We start from the raw sequence: 17,507 nt of genomic DNA on the forward strand, positions 1-17,507 counted from the left end.
ATGTCAACGCTGATTAGTCTGTCGCAGGACGTCCAGCGCCTGCAAGCGGCGCTGCAGGATGCGCAGCGCCAGTTGCAGGCAGTGGCCGATGCCGCCGGGGGGCTGGTGGGCAAGCTTGAGTTCGAGCTGGGTCAGGACGACAGCCTGGTGCTGGTCAGCTTTGATGCCATGGCCGACCAGCTGCTGGGCAGAACCTGTGCGCCTTTCTTGGGTCAGCCCTTGTTGACGCTGTTGCCGGGCTTGTCCGTCACGGAGCTACCGGCCGCCTTGTTGGAGGTGGCGCTGCGCGGCGGCGTGATCGAGCCGCGCAGCCTGCTCGGCGAGGGTTTGTTGTCAGGTAAATCTTTCACGTCTTTTGCGTTCCGACCGGCTCCGGCGCGGGCGGTGGTGAAGTTCTGGGACAGCGCGGGTGCGCTGGAAACCCAGGCACTGCGCATGCGCGCGCAGCAGCAACTGGCCGCCGTGTTCAGCCAGAGTCCGGTGGCCATTTCACTCAGCCGTGAAATGGATGGCGTCTATGTGGACGTGAATGAACAATGGACGCTGCTGACCGGTCTGTCCTTGCAGGATGTGCTGGGCCGGACCTCGGTCGATATCGGTATTTGGGCCGACTCCCATCAGCGTGAGGCAGCGCTGGCTTCGGCGTGCGCATCCGGGCGTCTGCGCAATCTGGATGTGCCGTTCATGCGCCGGGATGGGCAACGGCTCACCCTGCAACTCAATGCCGCCCGCATCGAGATCGGCCATACCGCCTATTTTTTGAGCTATCTCAAAGACGTCAGCGCCGAGCGTGCCATGCAAGCCGAGTTGCTGGCCAGCGAGCAGCTTTTGACAGCCACCAATCGTCGGCTCAATCAGCAGATTCGTCTGTTTGAGTCGATGGAGAGTCTGGCCTCGGTGGGCTACTGGACCTCTGGCGCTGACCCGGCCAGCCTGCGCTGGTCCAATGGCTTGTACCGTTTGGCCGGGTTGGCACCCGGCACATTGATGGATCGGGTGACCGGACGCAGTTGTATCCATGTCGACGATCTGCCGCAGTTTGAAGAGGCGCGGGCCAGCATAGATGGCAGGACGGTCGAGTACCGATGGCAGCACCTGGACGGTCGGGTGCGCTGGTTGCGTTCGCGCATGCAGCGTTGGGCAGGCGAGGATGCGGACGCGATCGACTTCGGGGTGGTGCAGGACATCACGGACGAGCGCACCGCGACCCTGGCGCTGCAGGAGAGACTCGGCTTCATTCAAAAGATCACCAGCCGGGTGCCCGGTATGGTGTTTCAGCTACGGCTCAAGAATGATGGCCAGTTTCAGTTTGCCTATGTCAGCGAGCTGGTGCGTGTGATTTACCGGGTCTCGCCCGAACAAATCATGCAGGATGCGGCTGGCACCCTCAAGCTGCACCATCCCGAGGACGTGCACGGCTTTGTCGCCTCCATCAAGGCTTCTGCGCGGGACATCAGCCCTTGGCGTCACGAATACCGTCTGCGCTTTGACGATGGCGAGGTGCGTTGGCTGCTGGGACAGGCCATGCCGGAGCGCGAGCTTGACGGCACCGTGCTGTGGAACGGCTTGATCAGCGACATCACCGCGCGCAAGCAGTCTGAGGAGCGCCTGCGTGAAAGCGAAGCCCGTTTTCGGGCCCTGACCGAACTCTCGTCGGACTGGTATTGGGAGCAGGACGCGCAGTTTCGATTTATCCGAGTGGATAGCAGAGCACAGCCCGCCCTCCTCATGCCCGTGGAAAGTTATTTGGGCCTCACACGCTGGGACACCCCTGTGCAAGGCGTCAGTCAGGCGCAATGGGCGGCGCACCGGGCGGCGCTGCAGGCGCATGAAACCTTTCACGATTTCGAGATGCAGCGTATCGACGCGGCCGGACGCCTGACCTGGGCGGCCATCAGTGGCACGCCGATTTTTGATGGGCAGGGTCAGTTCACAGGTTACCGGGGCATTGGGCGTGACATTTCTGAACGCAAGCGCGCGGAGGAAAAAATCGAACGGCTGGCGTTTTATGACGTGCTGACCGATCTGCCCAATCGCCGTTTGCTGATGGACCGGCTGCAGCAGGCGCTGGTGAGCAGTGCACGCGAACACGGCACCGGTGCCCTGCTGTTCATTGATCTGGATAACTTCAAGGACCTCAACGACACGCAGGGCCACGACGTGGGCGACGCGCTCTTGCAGCAGGTGGCCAAGCGCCTGTTGGCCAGTGTGCGCGAGACCGACACGGTGGCGCGCCTGGGTGGCGACGAGTTTGTGGTGATGCTGCATGGCCTCGATCGCGACCTGGCGCAAGCCACCGCGCAGGTGGAGCAGGTGGGCAAGAAAATCATGGAGCAGCTCAATCAGGCCTATCGCCTGGGCAGCGCGGAGCACCACAGCACGCCCAGTATCGGCGCCACGCTGTTTGGCAACCAGCAGCAGCGGCTGGAGGAATTGCTCAAGCAGGCCGATCTGGCGATGTACGAGGCCAAGGCCGCCGGGCGCAACACCCTGCGCTTTTTCGACCCGACCATGCAGGCGCTGGTGACCCAGCGCACGGCCCTGGAGCAGGAGTTGCGCCAGGGCCTGGCGCGTGACGAGCTGGTGTTGTATTACCAACCGGTGGTGGATCAGGACGCGCGCATCGTCGGGGTCGAGGCGCTGGTGCGCTGGCAGCACCCGCAGCGCGGCTTGGTGCCACCACTCGAATTCATCCCGATGGCCGAGCAGACCGGGCTGATTCTGCCGCTGGGCCAGTGGGTATTACAGATGGCCTGCGTGCAACTGGCGCGCTGGGCGGCACAGGCGGGCACCGAGGCCTTGACCATTGCCGTCAATGTGAGTGCGCGCCAGTTCCGTCAGCCGGAGTTTGTGCGGCAGGTACTGGCCCTGTTGCAGCAGAGCGGCGCCAACCCGCAACGCCTCAAACTGGAGCTGACCGAGAGCTTGCTGCTGACCGACACCCAGGACGCCATCGCCAAGATGACCGAACTGCGCGACGCCGGTGTGCGCTTTTCGCTCGATGACTTTGGCACCGGCTATTCCTCGCTGTCGTACCTCAAGCTGCTGCCGCTGCAGCAGCTCAAGATTGACCAGTCCTTTGTGCGTGACGTGTTGACTGACCCGAACGACGCCGCCATTGCGCGCACCGTGCTGGCGCTGGGGCAAAGCCTGGGGCTGGGCGTGGTGGCCGAGGGGGTGGAGACGGTGGGCCAGCGTGATTTCTTGCTGCAGCACGGCTGCATCCGGTTTCAGGGCTATCTGTTTGGCAAGCCGGTGCCGGTTGAGCAGTTGCGGCTGCCGGGCCCTTAGCGCTAGGGCGCAGGGGGTGCGATTCAAAGTGAGTGATGTGGGCTTCAGATCAAGGGTTCATTTCCGAAGCACTCAGGTGCGTCTATTGGATCGGGGCAGACATTACGTTGGTGGGTGAATCAGCCGGGCGATACGCTTTGCTACGTGTCCCCCGCCCGCTTCGCGTTCTCCTCCTTTACCTCCGCAAAGCGTATCACCCGACTGAGTCTGCGAGCGTTTTGGTACGCTGGCAAGGGGAAGTCACAAGCTGCCTGCGTTGAAGATGGCGCGTATTGGTGTGAGCCTTTCACTGCAGAAATTCTGACTTCGACGGCGTCAGGCACGGTGATTGGGCTATGCGACCGGGCTTTGGGGTGAAAGGCGCGCGACGACAAGCGCTTGCATACCCCAGCTTCAATTTCGCGTGTGTTTTCACCCCAAAACCGCATGCGCATGGCCCAGTCGCCGGGCCGGGTTTAATACGCAAAGCCGGGTTTGACGTGAGGCCTTGATTTCTTCAGCGTGCCACATCACTTTGAATCGCACCCGGGCGCAGGTTTAAAACGGTGCGTCAGTTGATGCCGACGGAGTGTCGTTCGCATCCCCTGCATCTGGGGTCTCTGGGGCGCTGGGAGCACTCGCATTGCTTTGGCGCAGCGCCGCTTTTTCGCCAGCGCTGGCAAATTTGCTGTACTTGCCCAGGATGCCCACGAGCTGGCCGTAGACCTTCGGGTTGCCCGCCATGCATTCGCTGTGCTCCAGAAAGTCGGGCTCACCGGTGAAATTGCCGACCAGGCCGCCGGCCTCGGTCACCATCAAGGAGCCCGCTGCCACGTCCCAGGGCTGCAAGCCGGACTCGAAAAAACCGTCGGTGTAACCGGCCGCCACATAGGCCAGGTCCAGCGCCGCCGCACCGGGGCGGCGCAGGCCGGCGCAGCGCGGCATGAGGTCAGTCATCATGCGCAGGTAGCTCGGAAAATCATCACCGGGGCGAAACGGAAAGCCGGTGGAGATCAGGCATTCCTGCAGGCGGATGCGTTTGGAAACACGCAGGCGCCGGTCGTTCAGGTAGGCGCCGCGTCCCTTGGTGGCCGTAAAGAGGTCGTTGCGGCTGGGGTCGTAAATGACGGCCTGCTCGACCTTGCCCTTAACCGCCAACGCGATGCTGACGCAATAGACCGGAAAGCCGTGGATGAAATTGGTGGTGCCGTCCAACGGGTCGATGATCCAGACGAATTCGGAATCTTTGGCGCCGTGCTCGCGGCCTGATTCTTCGGCCCAGATGCCGTGGCCCGGGTAGGCGGTGAGCAGGATTTCAATAATGGCCGCCTCCGCTGCCTGATCCACGTCGGTGACGAAGTCGTTCACCTGTTTTTGCGAGATGCGAAGGGCTTCGACGTCAAGCGCCGCGCGGTTGATGATGGAGCCGGCGGCGCGGGCGGCCTTGACGGCCACATTGATCATGGGATGCAGATTGGGGGAGGCCATATAGATTGTTTGATGTTTGTGGGACAGAGCTCAAGCGCTGCCCGCATGACTTAAGAACGGGCGCGCTGCCCGGCGATGCGGGCGGCGACAATAGTGCGATTTTAGCCGTCCCAGTCCATTGCTTTCCTTCGAGTCCATGCAAACACGTTTCATCCTGATCAACACCAGTCACGCCGGCAATGTCGGGGCTGCTGCCCGCGCCATGAAAACCATGGGTTTTTCTGACATGGTGCTGGTGGCCCCGCGCTGGGCCAATGTGCTCAACCGTGAAGAAACCATTCAACGCGCCAGTGGCGCCCTGGATGTATTGAAAAACGCCCGCATCGTGGCCACGCTCGATGAGGCACTGGACGGCATGACGCATTTGTGTGCCACGGCCATGACCCCACGTGACTTTGGCCCGCCCACGGTGACGCCGCGCGAGCATTTTGAATCACTCATAAAAAAAGAGCTGCTCACGCATAGTGCACGCGGGCTAGAGGCTGATTTAGCTTGTAAGAATAAAATTCTGCCGGCCACGGCTGAAACTGATCAAGCATCCGCTGGCGCGCCGCCACAGCGTGGCATGGGCTTCCTGTTTGGCTGCGAGCGCTTTGGCATGCGCAATGAAGATGTCTACCGCTGCCACGTGGCACTGAGCATTCCGAGCGACCCCCAATTTGGTTCGCTCAATCTGGGGGCGGCGGTGCAGGTGATTGCCTACGAATGGCGGCTGGCTTTGGGTGCATTTGCGGTTCAAGCGGCGACCCTTGAGCCGGTGCTGGCCGACGCGGCCCAAGTGGCGGGCATGCTCGGGCATCTGGAGCAGTCGCTGCAGGCCATTGGCTTTCTGGACCCGCAAGCGCCCAAAAAATTGATGCCGCGGCTCAATCAGTTGTTCAACCGGGCCGGTGTCACGCAGGAAGAGGTTCACATTCTGCGCGGCATTGCCAAAGCGATATTGCAGAACGCGGCGCGGCCCGACGCCCTGGCGCCTGCGACGGCTTGCGTCCAAGGCTAGACTTGAGGCATGTTTTCCCGACTTCGCTCCGACATTCAATGCATTCTTGAACGCGACCCGGCCGCGCGCACCGCTTGGGAGGTGCTCACCTGCTACCCGGGCTTGCACGCCGTGGTTTTGCATCGGCTGGCGCACTGGTGCTGGCAACACGGACTCAAGTGGCTGGGTCGCTTCACCTCCCACATCGCGCGCTTTTTGACCGGCATTGAAATCCACCCCGGCGCCAAGATTGGCGAGCGCGTGTTTTTTGACCACGCGATGGGCGTGGTGGTGGGCGAGACCGCCGAGATCGGCGACGGTTGCACCATCTACCAGGGCGTCACGCTGGGCGGCACCTCGCTTTACAAGGGCGTCAAGCGCCATCCTACGCTGGGGCGCAATGTGGTGGTCGGCGCGGGTGCGCAAGTGCTGGGCGGCTTCACGGTCGGCGATGGCGCCAAAGTGGGGTCGAACGCGGTGGTGACCAAGCCGGTGCCGGCGGGTGCGACGGCTGTGGGCAACCCGGCGCGCATCATTCAGGCCGAGCTCGACGTCAAGCGTGAAGAGATCGCCTCCAAGATGGGTTTTTCAGCTTACGGTGTCACGCAAAATGACGATCCCTTGAGCCAGGCCATGCGCGGCCTGATCGACAACGCGTCCACGCAGGAGCATCAAATTTCAATGCTGTGGAAGGCGATCGAGCAACTGAGCGCGCAGCGCCATGACGCCAGTGTGGTGCCGGGCGACGCTGCGGTCAGCGAACATTTTGAGGCGGAAAAACTCAATCAGCTGGTCGGCAAGTAGACTCTATCTGCTATTTATTAAATAGCTATCTGCGCAATATATACGGGGGCTAGAAGGCTTTTTTATCAAGAAAATGTGCGAATCGCTGCCTTGGGCCTAAAGGCCTGGCACACGGCTGCATCGGTCTCCAGGTACGGCCCGCCAATCAGGTCGATGCAATAGGGCACAGCCGCAAAAATGCCGGCCATCAAAAGCGCGCCATCGCTGCCGCGCAGACCTTCGAGTGTTTCCGCAATTGCCTTGGGTTGACCCGGCAGGTTGATGATCAGGGTTTGCTTGCGAATCACCGCCACTTGCCGCGACAAAATGGCCGTTGGCACAAAACGCAGGCTGATTTGGCGCATTTGTTCGCCAAAGCCCGGCATTTCTTTGTGCGCCACGGCCAGCGTTGCCTCGGGCGTGACGTCGCGCAGTGCCGGGCCGGTGCCGCCGGTGGTCAATACCAAGGCGCAGCCGGCATCCACCAATTCAATCAGCGTGGCGCTGATGGTGGCTTCTTCATCAGGAATCAGGCGCGGCTCAAATTGCAGCGGGTTCTTCAAGGCGCGGGTCAACCAGTCTTGCAGTGCGGGCAGGCCTTTGTCGACATAAACACCGCCGCTGGCGCGGTCGCTGATGGAGACGATGCCGATCTTGATGACGTCATAGGGCGAAGAAGCTGCCGCGTTCATGCCGATTCCTGGGGCCGGCCGAGCTGCTCGCGCACGATCAGAAAAATATCGCGGTAGGCGCGGCCGTGGCGCAGGGCCTCACCGGGCTTCTCGGGTTTGGCGTCCTTGCGCGCCTGGCGGGCGAGGGCGCGCAGTTGCTGGCTGTCGGTGCCGGGGTATTGGTTGATCCACTCGCCAAAGGCGTCCTCGTCGGCCACCAGCCGGTCGCGCCAGGTCTCGGCCAGGTGCAGCACGAGATTGTCCTGGGCAGAACCGTTGTCTTGCTCATGCAAGGTGGTGCGCACCGTCTCCAGCGTGGCTGGGTCGAGCCGGCGCATCATCTTGCCGATGTACTGCATCTGGCGGCGCTTGCCCTCAAAGTTGGTGATGCGTTTGGCCTCGACCACCGCGTCCTTGAGCTTTTCGGACAAATCGAGCCGCGCCATCAGGTCCGCACGCAACGTCAGCAGGTCTTCACCGACTTTTTGCAGTTCAAGGCTTTCGCGTTTGAGGTCGGTGCGGCTCTGATCGTCGGTGCCCTTGAGTTCGCGCTTGAGTTCGAGGTCGCGTTCGCTGCCTTCGGCGACAAACTCACCGCGAACGAAATAGCCTTTTTTTAGTTTACGTGACATAGCCAAGTATCATAGCCGTCCGTATGAAGAAACCCAACACCACCCAGACAGCCGCCCCCGCTCAACTCAATCCTGACAGGGGATTCAGCTACAGCCGTCCTTTTTTTGAAGGCCTGGTCGACAGCGCCCTGGCACACGCCAAGAAGCTCGGCGCCACTGACGCAGGCGCCGAAGCGTCGGAAGGCTGCGGCCTGAGCGTGTCGGTGCGCAAAGGCGAGCTTGAAAACGTGGAGCGCAACCGCGACAAATCGCTTGGCGTCACGGTCTATGCGGGGCAGCGCCGGGGCAACGCCAGCACCTCTGACTTCTCGCAAGCCGCGATCGAACAAACCGTGCAGGCCGCGTACGACATTGCGCGTTTCACGGCCGAAGACCCGTTTGCCGCCTTGCCCGATGCGCAAGACATTGCCGAGCCTTCGGAGCAGCGCACCGACCTGGATTTGTTCTTCCCTTGGGTGATCAGCAGTGAGCAGGCAGCCGCAATCGCCATGGCCTGCGAGGCGCAAGCGCTAAAGACCGACAGGCGCATCACCAACAGCGAGGGCGCCGCGGTGTCGGCGCAGCAATCGCATTTTTTCAGCGCGCACACCCACGGTTTTCGAGGCGGCTATGCCAGTTCGCGCCACTCGCTGTCGGTGTCGCCGATAGCGGGCAAGGGCAGCGGCATGCAGCGCGATGCCTGGTACAGCTCGCAGCGCGATGCCGACGAGCTGGCCTCGCCCGAGGACGTGGGTCGCTACGCCGCCGAGCGGGCTTTGAGTCGTTTGAATTCACGCAAGATTGCCACCACCGAGTGCCCGGTCCTGTTCGAGTCACCGCTGGCCGCCGGCCTGCTGGGCAGCTTTGTCCAGGCCATCAGCGGCGGCGCGCTTTACCGCAAGAGTTCTTATTTGCTCGACTCGCTGGGCAAGCAGGTGCTGCCCAAACACATTGACATCATGGAAGACCCGTTTGTCAAACGTGGCAAAGGCAGCTCGCCCTTTGATGACGAGGGCGTACGCGTCAAGGCGCGCCAAGTGGTGGAAGCCGGGCGGGTGCAGGGTTATTTTCTGGGCAGCTATTCGGCCCGTAAGCTCGGCATGAAGACCACCGGCAATGCAGGCGGCTCGCACAACCTGAGCTTGACCTCGCGCCTGACCCGCCCCGGGGATGATCTGGAGGCGATGCTTGAAAAGCTCGGCACCGGCTTGTTTGTGACCGAGTTGATGGGCAGTGGCGTGAACTATGTGACCGGTGACTATTCCCGCGGCGCCAGTGGCTTCTGGGTCGAAAAAGGCCGCATTGCCTATCCGGTGCACGAGATCACCATCGCGGGCAACATGAAAACCATGCTCAAAGGCATCACTGCCGTGGGCGCGGACACCTACAACTACGGCGCCAAAACCATCGGTTCCGTGCTGGTGAACCGGATGAAGCTGGCAGGAAGCTGAAGTGCCAGCCCGGGCAATTAGCCGGCCAGCGCGGCTTTGACAGCCGTAGACACTTGTCCCATGTCGGCCTTGCCGGCCAGTTGCGCTTTGACAGCACCCATGACCTTGCCCATGTCGCCGGGGCCGGTGGCACCCAACTGGGCGACGATCGCCTGCACTGCAGCCGTCACTTCCTCAAGCGAAAGACGCTGGGGCAGGTAGGCTTGCAGCACCTTGATCTCGGCCGCTTCCTTGTCAGCCAGGTCCATGCGCTTGGCCTGAGTAAAGGCAGTCACCGAATCGTTGCGCTGCTTGATCAGCTTGTCGACGATGGCAATGACGGCGGCGTCATCGAGCACGATGCGTTCATCGACTTCCTTTTGCTTGCAGGCTGCGAGCAGCAGACGGATGGTGCCCAAGCGTTCGCTGTCATGCGCGCGCATGGCGTTTTTCATGTCTTCGGTGATTTGGTCTTTGAGTGTCATGGTTTCGTCTCCAATTCGATTCGATACGTTGTTGCCCCATCTTGCCGTGCTAAAGCACTGTCTGCGATGGTCCGCCTAGTCTCGCACCGAATTGGAAACGAAACAGGACTTTAATCAATGCCAAAAAAAACACAAAAAAAAGCCCGCCTGAGCGTCCCCGGCGAGCCTTATTTGAAAATGTATTGGCTTAATACATCTTCTTGGGCAACTGCATGGCGCGAATGCGCTTGTAGTTGCGTTTGACGGCGGCTGCCTTCTTGCGCTTGCGCTCGGCGGTGGGCTTTTCGTAGAACTCGCGAGCACGCAAGTCAGTCAAAAGGCCGAGTTTTTCAATGGTGCGCTTGAAGCGACGCAGCGCTACGTCAAAGGGTTCGTTCTCTTTTACACGGATGGTTGTCATTAAATGAAGTTGTCCAAAATATGCAGACGTGCGCCAAAGGAGATCGGGCCATTTGACGGTTGTCGTGCGTTTGTTCCCCGCTTTAAAGTTGATCAGGCAGCGGGGGTTTGCCAGCAAAGCCTAGGATTATAGCGGGGTTGCGAGCGATTTCAAGCCCGGCGCAGCAGTCTTCAGCGCAAGCGGAAAACCCCGGCGGTGCGCACCAGGCCGCGGCCCTGCTCTTGCAGGCTGCGTGCCGAGGTTGCGGCGCTCTCAGCCATCGGCACGTTTTGCTGGGTGGCCTCGTCAATCTGCACGACCAACTGTGCCACCCGGTTGATGGCGATCCCTTGCTCGCCCGAGGCATTCAGGATATCAGCCATCAAGGCCGCCACCCGGTGCACCGCCTCAATCGACGAGTCGATGGTGTGGCGTGCGTCGGTCACCTGGGACAGACCGTTTTCGACCTGATGGACCGAGTCCTCGATCAGGCCTTTGATTTCCTTGGCCGCCGCCGCGCTGCGCCCGGCCAGCAAGCGCACCTCGCTGGCGACCACCGCAAAACCGCGGCCCTGCTCACCGGCCCTTGCCGCCTCGACGGCCGCATTGAGCGCCAGAATATTGGTCTGGAACGCGATGCCGTCGATGACGCCAATGATGTCGGTGATCCGGCGCGAACTGCTGGCGATCGTGTCCATGGTGCCGACCACCTTGCCAATGGCGGTGCCGCCGTGGGAGACCACGGTGCCGGCGTCCTGCACCAGCTGGTTGGCGGTTCTGGCGTTGTCGACGCTATTCTTGACGGTGACTGACACTTCTTCCATGTTGGACGCTGTTTCCTGCAAGGAAGAAGCCTGCTGCTCGGTGCGCCCGGCCAGGGCTTCGTTGCTTTGGCTGATTTCCTGCGCTTCAGCGCTGACCGCCTGCGCGCTCACGAGAATGGTCTCGGCCATGGAGGCCAGCGCCTTTTGCATGGCGTACAGCGCGTTCATCAACTGACCGACTTCGTCGCTGCCCGCACGGTCGATCTTGTTGGCCAGGAAGCCGGCGGCAATTTGCTTGGCGATCGCCACAGCCTCGTTGATCGGGCCGGTGATGCCGCGCTGCAAGCGCCAACCGATCACCAGCATGGTTGTCGTGCCCGCCAACATCGCGAGCACAATTTGCAGGCTCTCGTCGGTCGTACGCACGTTCGCGATGCCAAGCGCGCCGACGACGCAAATGATGGTGACGGCCAGCAGCATCAGCAGCGTCAGGCGGCCCCGAATGCCGGGGTGCAGCAGACGGTCAATTTGACCCGGCCAGCTGCTGCGCACCACTTGCCCGTGCTCAATGCGCAAACCTTTGGCCTGGCCGTTGCGAAAACGGCGGTAGATGGCATCGACCGGCGGCAGGCTCTCGCGCTCGGGCTTCATGCGCACCGAGGCGTAGCCGACAATCTGGCCGTTCTGCCACATCGGGGACACATTGGCCAGTACCCAGTAGAAATCGCCGTTCTTGCAGCGGTTTTTCACCAAACCGGTCCAGGTCTTGCCGGTGGGCAGGTCGCGCCACATGTCGGCAAAGGCTTCTTCGGGCATGTCGGGGTGGCGCACCAGGTTGTGCGCCTTTCCGATCAGCTCGTCTTCAGTGAAGCCACTGGCCTCGCAAAAGTCGGCATTGACAAAGGTGATGCGGCCCTTGGCGTCGGTGCGTGAAATCGGCGACTGGTTGTCGCGCAGGATGTACTCGCGTTGCGTGACGGGTTGGTTGTTGCGCATCAGGTGTTCTGCCCAGGGGATGGATCGTTAAATTGTTACCGTTTGTTGCATAGTCTCAAAGAAAGAAGCATTTACCGTACTGCTTCAAGGAAGTTGGTTGATCTGTGTCAATGTTCCAGCAGCTTGGCGGCCAGACCTTGCGCGCAGGCAAAGGCGCTGGCCCAGGCCCACTGGAAGTTGTAGCCGCCCAGCCAGCCGGTCACGTCCACCACTTCGCCGATGAAATACAGGCCGGGTTGCTTCGACTCCATCGTTTGCGAGGACAAATCCCGGGTGTCCACGCCGCCTGCGGTGACCTCGGCCTTTTTATAGGCTTCGGTGCCGGTCGGGGTGAGTTCCCAGCGTGTGAGGCGCTCGGCCAGGGCTGCCAGCGCCTTGTCGCTGGCCTCGTTGATCGGACGTTGCCCGTCGTGGCCGGCGCTGGCGCCCGCTTGCACCCAGGCGTCGGCCAGACGCGAGGGCACCAGATGGGCCAGCTCATTGGCGATCAGTTTGCGCGAGCTGGCCTTGGCGTGCATGAGCGCCTGCAGCACCTCGGTGCCGGGTGCCAGGTTGATCCGGATCGGCATGCCAGTCTGCCAGTAGCTCGAAATCTGAAGCACGGCCGGACCGCTCAGGCCGCGGTGCGTGAACAACAGGTCTTCCAGGAAACTGATTTTTGTTTTCTTGCTGCCAGTTTCTATTTGTACCGGCAGCGACAGGCCGGACAGGGCGGCGTAGGGGGCCCAGGCTTCACCGTCAAAAGTCAGCGGCACCAGGGCGGGACGCGGCTCGATCAGGCGCAGACCAAACTGGCGGGCGATGCGGTAGCCCAGATCGGTGGCGCCAATTTTGGGAATCGACAGGCCGCCGGTGGCGATGACGACCGCAGCACACCGGATGGTGCCCCGGTCACTCTCTATTTCATAGCTACTTATGCTTGATGCATCAGGGCTAGAGGCTGAAAACACTATATTTTTTAAACTGCAGGGCTGCCAGCGCGTGACGTGACCGGCGTCGCACTCGGCCAGCAACATCTGGATGATGTCCTCGGACGACCGGTCGCAAAACAGCTGTCCCTTGTGCTTTTCATGGAAGGCGATGCCATGGCGCTGCAGCAAGTCGGTGAACTGGCGTGGCGTGTAGCTTGAGAGGGCCGAGCGGCAAAAATTCGGGTTGTTGCTCAGAAAGTTGGCTGGGGTGGTGTCGCGGTTGGTGAAGTTGCAGCGTCCACCGCCGGAGATGCGGATTTTTTCGGCGACTTTGTCACTGTGGTCGATCACCAGCACCTTGAGGCCCAGTTGGCCCGCCACGCCAGCACAGAACAGGCCTGCGGCGCCAGCGCCCACCACCACGACGTCAAAATTTTGCATGGGCCGCAGTGTAGGCGCCGCCCAGGGTCGGGTGCGGTGAGCTGCCCGCCGTGGCTTCCCGGGTCAAGCCCGCAAAGACTGTTGTGACAGCGGCTGCTGCAGTGCCAGCAGCCCCTGCAGCACGTCGCCCACCACAATCACGCTGGGACTTGCCAGATCTTCCCGCTCAAGGGTGCACTGCAGTTCGCCCAGGGTGCAGACGGCTTGGCGCTGGCCGGGCAAACTGGCGTTCTGGATCACGGCCACGGGCGTTTGGGCGGGCAGGCCGCTGAGCAACTCGTCCTGAATGCGCCGGGCACCGCTGACGCCCATGTAAATGACCAGGGTCAGGCGGGCGCTGTGCGCCGTGGCGGCGAGCGCGCGCCAGTCGGTGCCGCTGTCACCCGGCTTGGCGTGCCCGGTGATGAACACCACGCCGTGTGCATGTTCGCGGTGGGTCAGCGGCACACCCAGCGAGGTCGCGGCGGCCAGACCGGCCGTGATGCCGTTGACGACGTCAACCCGGACGCCTGCGGCCTGCAGGTGCTCCATCTCTTCGCCGCCACGGCCAAAGACAAACGGGTCGCCGCCCTTGAGGCGCACCACGGTTTCGCCCTCGCGCACCGCCATGATCGTGAGTTTTTCAATAAAGGCCTGCGGCGTGGACTGGCAACCCCCGCGTTTGCCGACGTGCACGACGCGGGCGCCCGGTGTGGCCAGCGCCACGATCGCGTCGCTCACCAGGTCATCCACCAGCAGCAAGGTGGCGGCCTGAATCGCTTTCAAAGCCTTGACGGTCAGCAACTCGGGATCGCCCGGGCCAGCGCCGACCAGCGTGCAGCGGCCCGCACCCGACAGGGCGCTGAAGTCGGTTGCCGACAGTTGATGGTCGCTGTGGGTTGGCAAGTCGGGCTTGCCAGGGCTGGGTGGCGGCGTTGGGGTGTGTGTCATGCAGTCGTCCTCGTTGCTTCCACTAGACGCACGATGTGTGCCACCTGCAGGGCGATCGGCGTTGGCACCGGTTGCTCACCGTCCAGCACCGCTTGTATCCATGCGGCAGTGCTGGCCACGTCAGGCGCTGGCAGGCCGGGAACGCTGGCCAGTGTGCCGCCTTGCGCCTCTTGCACCCGCGTGACCTGGCCGCGGGCGATGGCGTCCATGGCCGGTGTGCGCCGGGGGTCGGCGACCGGCTCGCCCTCGGTGCCGCGCAGCAGCAGGGCCTGGGCCTGCACCAGTTGAAACGTGGCTGTCATGGCCGCTGCGTACTCGGGATGGGTGTAGCTGCTGACGATCAGCGCCGGGCCGTCGCAGGGGTTCATCAGCTTGACCAGACTGTGCGCCGGGTTGCGCAAGCCCACGACGCGGCGCACGTCCAGCAGGCGCTGCAGGCCGGGGCACAAGAGCGCGGTCGGGATAAACTGCAATTCGCCATCTGCTATTGAATCAATAGCTTCTTTTGTAGGCACCGCAAGGGCTGCGAGTACATTTTGTGCTGAAACCCGGGTGCTCTCGGTGCTGGCACCGTGCATCACCACGGGCAGGCCCTCGCGTGCCAGCAGCAGCGCCAGCAAGGGCGTGAGCACCGGCAGCTTGCGCGCACCGTTGTAGCTCGGCAGCACCACGACCGTGCGGCCGTGGCTGGGAATTGGCTGCAGCCGGGCGGCGGTGGCGTCCAGAAAGCCCGCCATCTCCTGCGGCGTTTCGCCCTTGATGCGCATGGCCAGGCAAAACGCGCCAATTTCCAGCTCGGTGACGGCTCCGTCGAGCACCTGGCCAAACAGATCTGCCGCCTGCTCACGCGTGAGTGCGCGCGCGCCGTCCTTGCCACGCCCAATGATCTTGATGAAGTTGCCAATGCCCATCGGCTGATTGTCTGTGAATCATGCCTACTTTGGGCTATGAGCTTATGCCGCTGTCAGCTCAAGGGGGATGGCCGGGTTCGAGGGGTATCCTTGTCGATCTCCCAGTCGGACTGGCCGGCGACCTCAAAGTGCGCCCGTCCGCTGGACTTGGCACGGTACATGGCGGCGTCGGCGGCATTGACCAAGCTGGTGGGGTCGTCCAGCAGGGCGTTGGGCAGCGCGCATGCCACGCCAATGCTCAAGGTCAGTTGCGCCGCCGTGGGCGAGGCGGCATGCGCCACGGCCTCCTCGTGCATCAGGTCCAGGCACATTTGGGCCACCTCGCACGCATGGGCCCTGTCGGCGCCGGGCAGCAACAGCACAAACTCCTCACCGCCATAGCGCGCGACCAGCTCGCCGGCGCGTCGCACGCACCGGCTCAGCACGCTGGCCACCCGCCGCAGGCATTCATCGCCGGCCAGGTGTCCATAGTTGTCGTTGTAATTCTTGAAGTGATCAATATCCACCATCAAGAGGCTCAATGGCAGCGCGCTGCGAGCGGCGCGCTGCCATTCGTTGGTCAGGGCCTGGTAAAAACGCCGGCGATTGGCCAGGCTGGTCAACTCATCCATATGGGTCTGCTGGGACAAGCGCTGGTTGCTGGCCTCCAGTACCTTTTCTCTGCGCACCAGTTCGGTGACATCGACCCACGCGGCCACCAAGTAGCCTTCGGGCGTGCGGGTTTCGCAGTAATCGACCCAGCGGTTGTCCCCCAGCTCTTTCAACTCGTGCGCCTGGTGCGTCCCACGCGATGCCAGGCGCTGCGCCAGCCACGCTTGCTCACGCCCGATGGCCGCCGGTATCGCCTGTCGTTTCAGCTTGGCGCGGATCAGGGCCTCGAAGCTTTGTCCGATGTCTGCCGGCGTATGAAATTTAGGGTAAATTTTGTTGATCTTCTTGTTGTACAGCACGATGCGATCACGCTCGTCCCAGATTTCCAGTCCGACGTCCAGCGTGTCCAGGCTGGAGGCCAGCAATTGGCTGACCTGTCGTGTTGCATGCCTGGCCCGCGCGAGGGCAAGCCACAGCCAGGCAGCGACGCCCAAGGCGAACAACCCGGCGACCAGCCCAAGCCAACTCAGGCCATGCGGGGACGTGGCGCCGCGAATTTGGCTGTCCCACCACCAGGCCGCTGTTTCAGACGTCAACACCAATATCAGGGCGAGCAAAGCCAGCCACAGGAGTTTTGAAGGGGCGGGAGAGGGTTTCATCGAGGGTCACAGCGACCGCCAGATTTTCCGACCGTTGCGTCACTGCGCCATGCGAAGTATCAAATGGAAATAAATTTAGTCTCCGATTCAGACATGGCGCGCACGCCGACCCCAGAGTTGCACGGTGCGTGCAAGGACCGCTCCCGGTGCTAGCGCGTCGGCGGTGCACTGTGCGTGCGGGCCGTCAGGCGCCGTGCAACGCGTGATCCTGGGTCAACCCTGGGCGCAAGGCCGCGCCGGGTCACTGCACCATTCGCTCCAGCTGCCCGCATAGAGCGCGCTGCGGCCCAGCCCCGCGACTTCCATCGCAAGGAGGTTGGGCACGGCGCTCACGCCGCTGCCACAGTGGTGCACCACCGTCGCCGGGTCGCGACCGGCGAGCAGGGCTTCAAACTCGGCACGCAGCTGATCTGCCCGCTTGAAGTGCCCGTTGGCGTCCAGGTTGAGGCTGAAGGGCCGGTTCAGGGCGCCGGGGATGTGGCCGGCCACCGGGTCGAGCGGCTCGACTTCACCGCGAAAGCGCGGTGCGCCGCGCGCATCGATGACGGTTTGCGTCGGTCGTCCCAATTGTTTTGCTACTGTTTCGGTAGTTACTAACGTGGTGTTGGCGGGGGCTGGGGCGTAATTTGATCTAAGTGTTTTGGCCTCGGACCGCTCGCAGGGGCCGCTCTGCGCGCCGCCGCCACTGGCTTGCCACGCCTGCCAGCCGCCATCGAGCACCGCCACGTTGTCCTGCCCTACCCATTTCAGCAGCCACCACAAGCGCCCGCAGTAATTGACGCCCTGGCGGTCGTAGACCACGGCCTGCATGCCGTTGTCAAAGCCGATGCTGCCGAGCCAGGCGGCAAAGCTTTCACGTGAGGGCAGCGGATGGCGCCCGCCCGAGGCCGCGTCCGCTGCGCCCTTGGCACTCAAGTGCCGGTCCAGGTCAGCGCGCACGGCACCCGGGATGTGCGCCTGGCTGTACTGGGCATCGCCCGCCTCAGGCTGCATCAGCTCAAAGCTGCAGTCAAACACCATCGCCGGCTGTCCGCTGGCCAGCAAGGTCTGCAGTTGGGGGACGGAGATCAGGGTCTGGTACATGGGTCAATCCTAAATAGTTGGGGACAGAGCTTGTTCACTTCGTGTAACGGCGGTCTGTCCCACAAGATTTCAATTTGGTTGGGGACAGAGCTGGCCCACTTCGTGTGGCTGCGGTCTGTCCCGCA

The 17,507-nt window shown here is 62.5% G+C and carries 15 protein-coding genes; 4 read left to right on the top strand and 11 right to left on the bottom strand.

Annotated elements, in window-relative coordinates; all coding sequences use genetic code 11:
• Nucleotides 1–3,291 (top strand): EAL domain-containing protein, encoded by a 3,291-nt coding sequence (locus tag GZ093_RS00710; RefSeq protein WP_296480651.1) that lies wholly within the window; start codon nt 1–3, stop codon nt 3,289–3,291.
• Nucleotides 3,292–3,828: 537 nt separating this feature from the next.
• Here GZ093_RS00710 and GZ093_RS00715 read toward each other — a convergent pair.
• The gene (locus tag GZ093_RS00715) at nt 3,829–4,758 is read right to left on the bottom strand and encodes an inositol monophosphatase family protein (protein WP_296480656.1); all 930 of its coding nucleotides are present in this window, start codon (nt 4,756–4,758) and stop codon (nt 3,829–3,831) included.
• Nucleotides 4,759–4,894: 136 nt separating this feature from the next.
• Here GZ093_RS00715 and GZ093_RS00720 point away from each other — a divergent pair, with 136 nt between their 5' ends.
• Both GZ093_RS00720 and cysE read left to right on the top strand, forming a co-directional pair.
• On the top strand, nt 4,895–5,758 hold the full coding sequence (locus tag GZ093_RS00720; RefSeq protein ID WP_296480659.1) for an RNA methyltransferase: 864 nt from the start codon (nt 4,895–4,897) through the stop codon (nt 5,756–5,758).
• Nucleotides 5,759–5,767: 9 nt separating this feature from the next.
• Complete coding sequence (cysE, locus tag GZ093_RS00725) at nt 5,768–6,541, top strand: serine O-acetyltransferase (protein WP_296480663.1); 774 nt, start codon at nt 5,768–5,770, stop codon at nt 6,539–6,541.
• Nucleotides 6,542–6,606: 65 nt separating this feature from the next.
• Here the strand turns inward: cysE and mog are convergent, their stop codons facing one another.
• Nucleotides 6,607–7,212 (bottom strand): molybdopterin adenylyltransferase, encoded by a 606-nt coding sequence (gene mog, locus GZ093_RS00730; protein WP_296480666.1) that lies wholly within the window; start codon nt 7,210–7,212, stop codon nt 6,607–6,609.
• Complete coding sequence (gene yjgA, locus GZ093_RS00735; protein ID WP_296480669.1) at nt 7,209–7,823, bottom strand: ribosome biogenesis factor YjgA; 615 nt, start codon at nt 7,821–7,823, stop codon at nt 7,209–7,211. Before yjgA ends, mog begins: the two co-directional genes overlap by 4 nt.
• A 23-nt stretch (nt 7,824–7,846) precedes the next feature.
• Here yjgA and pmbA point away from each other — a divergent pair, with 23 nt between their 5' ends.
• Complete coding sequence (gene pmbA, locus GZ093_RS00740; protein ID WP_296480672.1) at nt 7,847–9,253, top strand: metalloprotease PmbA; 1,407 nt, start codon at nt 7,847–7,849, stop codon at nt 9,251–9,253.
• Nucleotides 9,254–9,270: 17 nt separating this feature from the next.
• Here pmbA and GZ093_RS00745 read toward each other — a convergent pair whose 3' ends face one another.
• The 8 genes from GZ093_RS00745 to GZ093_RS00780 all read right to left on the bottom strand — a co-directional run bounded on the left by GZ093_RS00745 (nt 9,271) and on the right by GZ093_RS00780 (nt 17,382).
• Complete coding sequence (locus tag GZ093_RS00745) at nt 9,271–9,717, bottom strand: GatB/YqeY domain-containing protein (protein ID WP_296480678.1); 447 nt, start codon at nt 9,715–9,717, stop codon at nt 9,271–9,273.
• A 187-nt stretch (nt 9,718–9,904) separates the two neighbouring features.
• Nucleotides 9,905–10,117: a 30S ribosomal protein S21 gene (rpsU, locus tag GZ093_RS00750; protein WP_011465162.1), complete on the bottom strand. Its 213-nt coding sequence runs from the start codon at nt 10,115–10,117 to the stop codon at nt 9,905–9,907.
• Nucleotides 10,118–10,287: 170 nt separating this feature from the next.
• A complete protein-coding gene (locus tag GZ093_RS00755) occupies nt 10,288–11,856 on the bottom strand; it encodes a PAS domain-containing methyl-accepting chemotaxis protein (protein ID WP_296480681.1) in 1,569 nt (522 codons plus the stop codon).
• Nucleotides 11,857–11,963: 107 nt separating this feature from the next.
• Nucleotides 11,964–13,217, bottom strand: a complete 1,254-nt coding sequence (locus tag GZ093_RS00760; RefSeq protein ID WP_296480877.1) for an NAD(P)/FAD-dependent oxidoreductase — start codon at nt 13,215–13,217, stop codon at nt 11,964–11,966.
• Nucleotides 13,218–13,271: 54 nt separating this feature from the next.
• Nucleotides 13,272–14,138, bottom strand: a complete 867-nt coding sequence (gene cobA, locus GZ093_RS00765; protein ID WP_296480683.1) for a uroporphyrinogen-III C-methyltransferase — start codon at nt 14,136–14,138, stop codon at nt 13,272–13,274.
• On the bottom strand, nt 14,135–15,049 hold the full coding sequence (gene ybiB / locus GZ093_RS00770; protein ID WP_296480685.1) for a DNA-binding protein YbiB: 915 nt from the start codon (nt 15,047–15,049) through the stop codon (nt 14,135–14,137). Before ybiB ends, cobA begins: the two co-directional genes overlap by 4 nt.
• A 53-nt stretch (nt 15,050–15,102) precedes the next feature.
• On the bottom strand, nt 15,103–16,299 hold the full coding sequence (locus tag GZ093_RS00775) for a GGDEF domain-containing protein (protein WP_296480688.1): 1,197 nt from the start codon (nt 16,297–16,299) through the stop codon (nt 15,103–15,105).
• Between the two features lie 213 nt (nt 16,300–16,512).
• Nucleotides 16,513–17,382: a sulfurtransferase gene (locus GZ093_RS00780; RefSeq protein ID WP_296480691.1), complete on the bottom strand. Its 870-nt coding sequence runs from the start codon at nt 17,380–17,382 to the stop codon at nt 16,513–16,515.
• Nucleotides 17,383–17,507: the final 125 nt, after the last annotated feature.

It is taken from the genome of Rhodoferax sp., assembly GCF_010365055.1.
GTDB lineage: Bacteria > Pseudomonadota > Gammaproteobacteria > Burkholderiales > Burkholderiaceae_C > Rhodoferax.